The sequence below is a fragment of the Stenotrophomonas sp. HMWF003 genome (assembly GCF_003061285.1).
GTDB classification, from domain to species: domain Bacteria; phylum Pseudomonadota; class Gammaproteobacteria; order Xanthomonadales; family Xanthomonadaceae; genus Stenotrophomonas; species Stenotrophomonas maltophilia_AP.
The window spans coordinates 10,586-17,550 of sequence record NZ_QAIW01000215.1 but is presented as its reverse complement, the minus strand read 5'-3'; the positions used below and the strand labels follow the sequence as shown (position 1 = coordinate 17,550).

The 6,965-nt window shown below is 67.8% G+C and carries 6 protein-coding genes and 1 pseudogene; 3 read left to right on the top strand and 4 right to left on the bottom strand.

The window, feature by feature from the left end:
* The first annotated feature begins 63 nt into the window (after positions 1 to 63).
* The 3 genes from DBR34_RS08745 (at position 64) to mtnC (ending at position 2,299) form a co-directional block, all read left to right on the top strand.
* Positions 64 to 699 (top strand): methylthioribulose 1-phosphate dehydratase, encoded by a 636-nt coding sequence (locus DBR34_RS08745; protein ID WP_128096505.1) that lies wholly within the window; start codon positions 64 to 66, stop codon positions 697 to 699.
* Positions 700 to 1,033: 334 nt separating this feature from the next.
* Entirely contained in the window at positions 1,034 to 1,597 is a 564-nt protein-coding gene (locus DBR34_RS08740; protein ID WP_128096504.1) for an acireductone dioxygenase, read from the top strand.
* Between the two features lie 3 nt (positions 1,598 to 1,600).
* On the top strand, positions 1,601 to 2,299 hold the full coding sequence (gene mtnC, locus DBR34_RS08735; RefSeq protein ID WP_128096503.1) for an acireductone synthase: 699 nt from the start codon (positions 1,601 to 1,603) through the stop codon (positions 2,297 to 2,299).
* Between the two features lie 36 nt (positions 2,300 to 2,335).
* On the opposite strand, the gene DBR34_RS08730 is transcribed toward mtnC, so the two are convergent.
* From DBR34_RS08730 to DBR34_RS22440, 4 genes and pseudogenes are all read right to left on the bottom strand, one after another.
* Positions 2,336 to 2,836, bottom strand: coding sequence for a hypothetical protein (locus DBR34_RS08730; RefSeq protein ID WP_258223768.1), 501 nt, complete (start codon positions 2,834 to 2,836; stop codon positions 2,336 to 2,338).
* Between the two features lie 20 nt (positions 2,837 to 2,856).
* Positions 2,857 to 5,505, bottom strand: coding sequence for a glycoside hydrolase family 2 protein (locus DBR34_RS08725; protein WP_128096501.1), 2,649 nt, complete (start codon positions 5,503 to 5,505; stop codon positions 2,857 to 2,859).
* 121 nt (positions 5,506 to 5,626) lie between these two features.
* Positions 5,627 to 6,820 (bottom strand): AGE family epimerase/isomerase, encoded by a 1,194-nt coding sequence (locus DBR34_RS08720; RefSeq protein ID WP_128096500.1) that lies wholly within the window; start codon positions 6,818 to 6,820, stop codon positions 5,627 to 5,629.
* Positions 6,817 to 6,965: pseudogene (locus DBR34_RS22440) on the bottom strand (carbohydrate kinase); the annotation flags it as partial. The pseudogene DBR34_RS22440 and the gene DBR34_RS08720, both read right to left, overlap by 4 nt.

Here is a 6,965-nt window from a genome sequence, read left to right as displayed (position 1 = left end):
AGCCAGGAAAACGGCTCTACGTAGTACCTGCTTTTAACGATCCACCCCGTTAAAATGCCAGCCATGAACACCTTCCCCTACGATACGGCGCGCTTGAGCGAGCTGGCCCAGGTGCTGATCGACAACGTGCGTGAGCTGGCCCGGGCGGGCTGGACGCCGGCGACCAGCAGCAACTTCTCCCATCGCCTGGATGACCGCCATGCGGCGATCACCGTGTCCGGCAAGGACAAGGGCCGGCTGGTGGAGGACGACATCATGGTGGTCGACTTCGACGGCAAGGCCGTGGGTCGTCCGCTGCGGCCGTCCGCCGAGACCCTGCTGCACACCCAGTTGTATCGCCGGTTCCCGGAAATCGGCTGCGTACTGCACACCCACTCGCCCGTGCAGACCGTCGCCTCGCGCCTGTATGCGCCGCAGGGCCATATCCGCCTGGAAGGCTACGAGCTGCTCAAGGCCTTCCACGGCAACAGCACCCACGAAATGGCCATCGACGTGCCGGTGTTCGCCAACACCCAGGACATGGACGTGCTGTCGGCCCAGGTCGACGCGCTGCTCGACACACAATGCCTGTGGGGCTACCTGATCGACGGCCACGGCCTGTACGCCTGGGGCCGCACCATGGCCGAAGCACGCCGCCACCTGGAAGCCTTCGAATTCCTGTTCCACTGCGAACTGGAACTGCGCAAACTGCGCGGCTGAACGGTACCGCCGGCGGGCTCCACGCAATCTCCGGACACGACGGTACCGCCGGCGGGCTCAACGACCCCTCCGGACCCGGTAGTGCCGGCCGCTGGCCGGCTCCTCCGGATCGTCCAACGTTCAAGGGAGCCGGCCAGCGGCCGGCACTACCGGACCGCCCAACGCTCATGGGAGCCGGCCAGCGGCCGGCACTACCGGCGCGTGGTTGCCACGGGCCCATGCAGATTCCTGAAGGGAATCTGTATTCCGCCCTTCACCATCAGCGTGCGGCCCCTTCCCCGGCGCTGCGCTGGTACCCTTTCCTTCCCCCTTTCTCCGCCTCGCTGCCGCCGCCATGAGCCGACTCCGCATTTTTGACGACACCGCCCCGGACGCCCCGCTGTTCGACAGCCGCGATGGCGCGGCGATCGCCGCCGAACTCAAGCAGATCGGCGTCACCTTCGAGCGCTGGCAGGCCACCCAGGAGGTCGCGCCCGGCGCGAGCCAGGAGGAGGTGTTCGCCGCCTACAAGGCCGACATCGACCGGCTGGTCGCCGAGCATGGCTTCAAGAGCGTGGACGTGGCCTCGATTGCCCCGGACAACCCCAACCGCGCCGAGCTGCGCAAGAAGTTCCTCGACGAACACTTCCACAAGGAAGACGAGGTGCGCTTCTTCGTGGCCGGCTCCGGCCTGTTCACGCTGCACCTGGACGGCAAGGTCTACGAGATCGAGTGCGTCAAGGACGACCTGATCGCCGTGCCCGATGGCATCACCCACTGGTTCGACATGGGCGAAGAGCCCAGCTTCGTGGCGATCCGCTTCTTCACCGAAGCCGACGGCTGGGTGGGCCATTTCACCGGCAGCGACATCGCCCAGCAGTTCCCGCGTTACCACCCCGCACAGCACCAGGCCGACTGATCCATGCCGCATCCGACCGTCATCCTCACCGATATCGAGGGCACCACCAGCAGCATTTCGTTCGTCAAGAACGTGCTGTTCCCGTATGCGCGCAAGGCCCTGCCGGCGTTCGTCGCCGCCCATGGCCAGCAACCGGAGGTGCGCCGCTGGCTGGACGCGGTGGCCGTGGAGATCGGCGGCGCGTGCCAGGACAGCCTGATCGTGGAAACGCTGCAGGGCTGGATCGACCAGGACCGCAAGCACACCGCCCTGAAGGCGCTGCAGGGCATGATCTGGGAAAGCGGCTACCGCAACGGCGACTACAAGGCGCACTTCTACCCGGAGGTGGCCGCGGTGCTGAAGGGCTGGCATGCCCAAGGCAAGCCGCTGTACGTGTACTCGTCCGGCTCGGTGCCGGCCCAGAAGCAGTTCTTCGGCTTCAGCGAGGCCGGTGACCTGACCGGGCTGGTGTCGGGCTGGTTCGACACCGAAGTGGGCGGCAAGCGCGAGGCCGACAGCTACCGCCACATCGTCAAGGCGATCGGCGTGCCGGCGGGCCAGATCGTGTTCCTGTCCGACGTGGTCGAAGAGCTGGATGCCGCACGCGAAGCCGGCCTGCAGACCCGCCTGCTCGACCGCCTGGACGACTACCCGCTGCCGCGCAGCGGCGAAGCCACCCACGGCCACGACCGCGTCGAGAATTTCCAGCAGATCACGCTGTAACTGCGAGGCGAACGGCTGCAGAGCCAGCAGGCATCTTCATGCCCAGGCGATGGAGAGCCGATCCGGGCGGTCCAACGGGATGATGACCGTTGTGCCGCGCGACGAGGTGGCGCGAACGCCATCCTCCTCCAGGGTCACGCCGACGAATGGGTCCGTTCGGCGCAGCACCAGCAGCCAGATCAACGTATTGGTTGCCGCCTCGCTCATCGCAACGAAGCCATCTTCACCTGCGGCGCAGCACTCGCCGCAGGTGATCCGCGTGTCTGCCGACAGCGCGACGGAACTCAGGATTGCCAGCCCCTCGCAGCCATCGGCGTCGGCCTGCCACGCATCCGACGCCGGAATCCATGTCTTTTCCATCAGCTGCGGGTACTGCGCGGACGCTTCGAACAGGCAATAGAATCCATTCGCGAGCGCAAGTGAATTCTCGCGGGGATACGCTTCTGCCTGCCACCTGCTCTGAATGATGCGTCTGTCTGCTGCAAACACGCGCGTGGCCCGGTCGACGATACGTTGGAGAATACTCCACGATTCCACACGCAGGCAGGCCGCCGCCGCTAGCGTACGGACAGTACATCGACCAACGAGGTGAACCTCAGCGCCTTCCGCAGCGATGCGAGGTGGGCATCCGCGCGCAGCCGGATCGTCACCGCCTCGCCCGGCACCAGGTCCAGCGCGTTGTCGTCCAGGGTGGCATCCAGGCCGTCGAAGTCGACCCACAGCGCACGCACCAGCGTGCGCGAGCGCAGCGTCAACACGTACCCGTCGCCGTCGGCGCGCAGCTGACTGTCGATGGTCGCCGGCGACAGCAGCACGGCCTTGGCCGGTGCGAAGTACACCACCTGCCGCGACAACAGGCGTTTGCCGTCCAACAGCTCCACCACCGCCACGGTGCGGGCGGGGTCCGCGCCCTTCAACAGGTCCGCATCGGCGAACCGGCCCACCTCCAGCGCGGACAACGGCGGCACCGCCACGTTGTGCCGCTGCTCGCTGCGCAGCGCGCCATCGAGATCCATCACCCGCATCCGCCACGTCGCCTGCAGGCCCTGTTGGCGGTCGTTGAGCAGGCTGACCCGGGTCACGCCGTCGTCGCGCAATGCTGCCACCGCCTGGTCGGCGAAGAAGCGTCTGGCGTGGAAATGCAGCGCCTTCCAGCGCCCTGCGTAGTCGATGCTGGACCACGACGCGCCCGGCCACACGTCGTTGAGCTGCCAGTACAGCGAGCCCATGGTGTACGGCCGCGACGCGCGGTGGTGCAGCGCGGCCAGCTGGATGCCGTCGGCCTGCATCAGCTGGCTGAGGTAAACGAACGCCGGGAAATCGCGCGGCGTGCCGTACTCCTCTTCGATGTACTTCATCAGGCGCTGGTTGCCCTCGCCCGCCATGAACTTCTGGTGGGCGCGTACCGTGGCGCTGTCCACCTGCTGCTCGGCGGCCGGAATGATGCCCTCCAGCGTGCGCAGCGACGGCCATGCCTGCAGGCCGTATTCGGACATGAAGCGCGGGGTCTCGCGCAGGTACGCGGTCACCGGCAGCGCCGGGTTGCCCCACACCTGCCAGTAGTGCTTGTCGCCACGAGTGGAATCGTTGGCCTTGTCGTCCAGGTCGTTGCTGGGCGAGCTGGACCAGTACGGCACGCCCAGACCTTCGTCGGCCACCACCTGGCGCAGGTCGTTGCCGAACAGGTCCACGTAGCCCTGCCATACCTTCGCCGCGAAGGCCGGGTCGGCAGCGGTCAGGTCACGGCCGTGGCCCCAATCCTTCCAGGCGGTTTCTTCTTCGTTGTTGCCACACCACAGCACCACGCTGGGGTGGTGGCGCAGCCGGCGCACGTTGTCGCGCGCCTCGGCCACCACGTTGGCGCGAAACGCCGGATCATAGCCGGGCTGCATGCCGCCGCCGAACATGAAGTCCTGCCAGACCAGCAGGCCCAGTTCGTCGGCGATGTCGAAGAACACATCGTCCTCGTAGTACCCACCGCCCCAGTTGCGCAGCATGTTCATGTTGGCGTCGCGCGCGGCGGTGAGTTCGCGGCGGATCCGCGCGGCGTCCACGCGGGCCGGGAACATGTCGAACGGAATCACGTTGGCGCCCTTGGCGAAGATCGGCACGCCGTTGATGACGAACGCAAAGCCCTGCCCGCCCTGGCGGTCCACCTCACGGCGCAGCTCCACGGTACGCAGGCCGATGCGCCGTTCGATGTGGCGCGTGTCCTCACCTCCCGGCGCCAGCGTGGCCCGCACGGTATAGCGTGCCTGCTCGCCCTGCCCGGCCGGCCACCAGCGGCGCGGCTGTTTCAACGCGACCGGTACGGTAATGGCGTTGCCGCCGGCCTGCAGCGGGGCGTCACGATCGATACGGGCCACCGACACCCCTTCCGGATCCAGGACCTCCACGCGCACCGCGGCAGTGCCACGCGCGGCGCTGTCCACCTGCACCGTGATCGCCAGGTCGGCCTGCGCGGCGTCCAGCGCGCGGGTCTGCACGGCCACGTCGGTCAGGCGCTGCCCGTTCCAGCTGTCCAGCTGCACCGGACGCCAGATACCGGCCGTCACGTAACGCGGGCCCCAGTCCCAGCCGAAGTGGTAGCCGGGCTTGCGCACGAAGTTGCCGACCATCGCGTCCTTGGGCTCGTCGCCATACGGCGAGGGGTAGTTGCCGGCGATCTTGTGCGGCATCGCCTGGACGCTCGGCAGCAGCGTGTTGATCGGGGACCGCAGCACGATGCGCAGCTCATTGCCGGTGGCACGCAACCGGCCGTCCACCCGCGCGCGCCAGGTGCGGTGGCTGTTGTTGGCCTGCAGCAGCGGCTGGCCGTTCAAAGTCACCGTGGCGAACGTGTCCAGGCCGTCGAATGCCAGCTCGGCATGTGCGCGCGCCAGCGTGGCCGCGTCCACGTCGAAGCGGGCGCGGTATTCCCAATCGGCCAGCCCGATCCACTGCAGGTCCGCCTCGGGCGCGCCCACGTAGGGATCGGCAATCAGACCCTGCGCCAGCAGGTCGGTATGCACCGCCCCGGGTACCTGGGCCGGGCGCCACTGCTGCAGGCCGGGGTGCGCGGCACCGCGCGCGTCACCGGGCAGCAGGCGGAATGACCAGTCCGCCGCCAACGGGGCGGCCGCCACGGGCAGTGCCCATGCTGCCAGCAGAACCAGCAACAGCCAGCGGGCCGGTGCAACGACATGGAAACGGCGGTGCGCGCGCATGGGTACCTGCCTGGGTGGGGGAGCAGCCGACCAACGGTCGGCTCTACCGGGATTTGAGCAGCCGACCAACGGTCGGCTCTACCGGGATTTGGGCAGCCGGCCGACGGTCGGCGCTGCCGATTCAGCGCACTACGTTGAGAACTTCGTAGCACGCGCCCATGGTGTGGTAATCGGTCTTGCCGGCCGGGCTTTTCTCGTCGCTGTAGGACCGGTTGTCCGCATCCAGGATGCGATACCAGGCGCCGTAACGGTGGTCGATCATGTGCTGCCAGGCATAGCCCCACAGCCGGTCGTACCAGTCCCAGTACTGCGCCTCGCCGGTCCGCTTGGCCAGCAGCGCAGCGGTGGCCAGCGACTCGGCCTGTACCCAGAAATACTTGTCGTCGTCGCACACGCTGCCGTCCGGCGCGAAGCCGTAGTACAGGCCACCGCGCTCGGCATCCCAGCTGCGCGCCACGGCCACGTCGAACAGGTGGCGGGCGGTGGGCACCAGCCAGTCGGCCTGCACGTGGCGGTCCAGGATCAGCAGCAGCTTGGCCCACTCGGTCTGGTGGCCGGGCTGGAAGCCCCACGGGCGGAACAGGTGCTGGGGGTTGTCGCGGTTGTAGTCCCAGTCGATCTGCCACTGGCGGTCGTAGTGCTCCCACACCAGCCCATCGGCCTGGGCGGCCTGGCGGCGGGTCATGTGGTCGGCCAGCAGCAGCGCGCGTTCCAGGTAGCGCTGTTCACCGCTGGCTTCGAAGGCGGCCAGCATCGCTTCGCACATGTGCATGTTGGCGTTCTGGCCGCGGTAGTCGCTGAAGGTCCAGTGCGCGTCTGCCTCGTCCTTGTACAGGCCGAACGACGGTTCCCAGAAGCGCAGCTCGAGCAGCTGCCAGGTTTCGTCCATCCAGCCGCGCGCGTCACTGATGCCCGCCTTCAACGCGCAGCTGTAGGCCAGCAGCACGAACGCCACGCCGTAGCAGTGGTTGGTGGCGTCTTCGACCACGCCATCACGCAGGGTCCAGGCGTAGCCGCCGGTGGCCGGATTGCGGTGCACCTGGCGCAGGTAGCGCAGGCCGTGCTCGACCGCCGCCAGATCCTCGGGCTTGCCGAATTCGCGGTAGGCCATCGCGTGGTTGAACACGAAGCGGGTGCTGCTCACCAGGTGGCGATGGCGGGTGTCGTACACGCTGCCATCGTCACGGTAGTAGTGGAAGAAGCCGCCGTCGGGGTCGATCTCATGCGGCTGGTAGAAGGCCATGGTCTGCGCGATATGCGCGCGCAGGAACGCAGGCGAACGGAAATCGGGGGTGGGCGGAACCGGCGTGGTCATGCGGCGTCTTCCTGTTGTTGCTGCAGCAGCTGGTGGACTTCATCAAGGCTGGGCATGGCGGCGAACGCGCCCTTGCGGGTCACGGCCAGCGCACCGACGGCGGCACCGAAGCGGATGGCCCCGGTCAGGGCGGCCGGGTCCTGGC

What these genes read in the sequence shown, in the direction of transcription:
- DBR34_RS08720 (WP_128096500.1), bottom strand. Translation starts at nt 6,820, where the DNA reads ATGACCACGCCGGTTCCGCCCACCCCCGATTTCCGTTCGCCTGCGTTC.
- DBR34_RS08740 (WP_128096504.1), top strand. Translation starts at nt 1,034, where the DNA reads ATGAGCCGACTCCGCATTTTTGACGACACCGCCCCGGACGCCCCGCTG.
- mtnC (WP_128096503.1), top strand. Translation starts at nt 1,601, where the DNA reads ATGCCGCATCCGACCGTCATCCTCACCGATATCGAGGGCACCACCAGC.
- DBR34_RS08725 (WP_128096501.1), bottom strand. Translation starts at nt 5,505, where the DNA reads ATGCGCGCGCACCGCCGTTTCCATGTCGTTGCACCGGCCCGCTGGCTG.
- DBR34_RS08745 (WP_128096505.1), top strand. Translation starts at nt 64, where the DNA reads ATGAACACCTTCCCCTACGATACGGCGCGCTTGAGCGAGCTGGCCCAG.